The sequence below is a fragment of the Calothrix sp. CBUCES-K 9914 genome, assembly GCF_059640475.1.
On sequence record NZ_JBXXZH010000528.1, the window covers coordinates 1 to 1,822 of the forward strand.

Sequence of the window (1,822 nt, forward strand, 5' to 3'; positions counted from 1 at the left end):
TTCCGTAAGACTCCACTCAGAATGACAATTTATACCTCAGCCGACTTTTCAAACATCCTCTTAGAAGCTCCACGAACTAAAGTCTGTAATTGGGCGCCATTTAGTAAAGAAAAAGAAGCTGCATTAATATTGATATTGCCGCCTTTACCAATACCACCATCTTCTACATTGCTTAATATGGCAGTTTCAAATCCAGAAAGAGAAACAGATTTAGAAGCATTTATTGTCACATTTCCCGCATTTCCTTGTCCAGAGGTAAATGTTTCTAATCTAGAACCATCCTGTTGTGAGAAAGAACCAGCATTAATTATAATGTCGCCAGCATTACCTTTTGCTTGTGGCTGTATAAAATTACCGATAAAGCTTCCTTGTGCAAGAGTAATTTTATCTGTCGCATTCAGGGTAACGTTTCCAGCTTGGCTGCCAGATGTACCCAAACCTTCTCGTATACCTGCAAAAACTGCACTTCCTCCAAAAATATTTATACTACGCGCATTCATCGCAACGCTGCCGCCATCGCTACCAATAACAAATATTACAGCCTGATTCGTAAAAGATACATCTCCTCTCTGTACACCCTTGGGGAAATTTAAAGTGAGAGTATTGCTATCGATATCCAGTCCAATATTTCCTGTTTCTACTAATCCTCCTAATTCTACTCTCCCACCATAAGCGTTTAATTGACCACCATCCATGATGACATCGCCACCCACCAGCAGCAAACTTTTACCATCTGGAACTCGTAGTCCAAATACATTAAACCCTGCTGGGTCTTTTTCTGGAAGCAATGCTACTGAATTATTTTGAATCGCTGCATTTGGGTTAATTTGATTAAACAACAGCGCTGAAGGATTAATAGTCAATAAAGCAGGCGCCTGCGGATTAGTCGCGCTAAAATTACCCTGGTTTCCAAACTGCACACCATTCGCAGTTGTCCCTACAAACGAGCCTCGCACATCTAAAGAAGCATTCTGACCAAACAAAATACCGTTTGGATTTATTAAAAACAGATTTGCGGCGCCATCTACACCCAATGTTCCTAAAATATTCGACGCATTGCTACCTGTCACGCGCGTCAATATATTTACTACTCCAGACGGATTTGCAAAATATACTCTTTGCCCATCTTTAATATTAAATTCACTAAAACTATGAAAAAGATTATTACTACGCAGGGCGCCACCATTAATCAAATCAGCATTGGCATCTTTGATTAGTACATTCGGAGTAAATCTAGAAGCTTCTTCCCTTAAGGTATTGTCAGGTGTAATCTGTGCATGAACATGGGTACTAGCAAGCGTAAAAAAGCTGCATAATAAAAGCTTTTGAACCAAACCAGGTTTCTTGCTCATCGTCAGTGTACCCCCTAAAGGTTATAAAAATGATTATCAAAGTTTGTTATTAAATTATATTTATCAGTATTTCTGACTAGAACTAACTTATGCAGTTTTTTCTTAAGGAATGAATTGACGCCTCTTATTAGGGCTTGCCCCAAGTTTTTTCCATAAGCTGGTAGCCGACTAAATCGTATTTTTTCAATTCAGCGTTTAATTTACCCAAAATCAATGTTGGCGTTGCATAAATGCGGGATGAACTAGTGCCTGAAACTATTAATAATTCGTTCAAAATCGGGCAAAACCATCCCATGATTCAGCAACGCCAAAATTCTCTATAACAAAAGTGGTATTTAGTTATATAGGACTTACGCAACTGGCACATAAAAATCGTAGGGTGTGTGACGCAACAAAAAAACTTCAACGTAGCTATAAGACCTGTAGCGTCACGCACCGACTCTCAATTGTGACAATATCGTAAGTCCTGT

General features: G+C 39.0%; 1 protein-coding gene. It reads right to left on the bottom strand.

Annotated elements, in window-relative coordinates:
- Positions 1-29: 29 nt before the first annotated feature.
- Positions 30-1,352, bottom strand: coding sequence for a filamentous hemagglutinin N-terminal domain-containing protein (locus tag AC2JBO_RS44815; RefSeq protein ID WP_496960067.1), 1,323 nt, complete (start codon positions 1,350-1,352; stop codon positions 30-32).
- Positions 1,353-1,822 lie beyond the last annotated feature (470 nt).

Bases quoted from the DNA above. Each gene is read 5' to 3' on its own strand.
- AC2JBO_RS44815 (WP_496960067.1), bottom strand. From the start codon at position 1,352: ATGAGCAAGAAACCTGGTTTGGTTCAAAAGCTTTTATTATGCAGCTTT.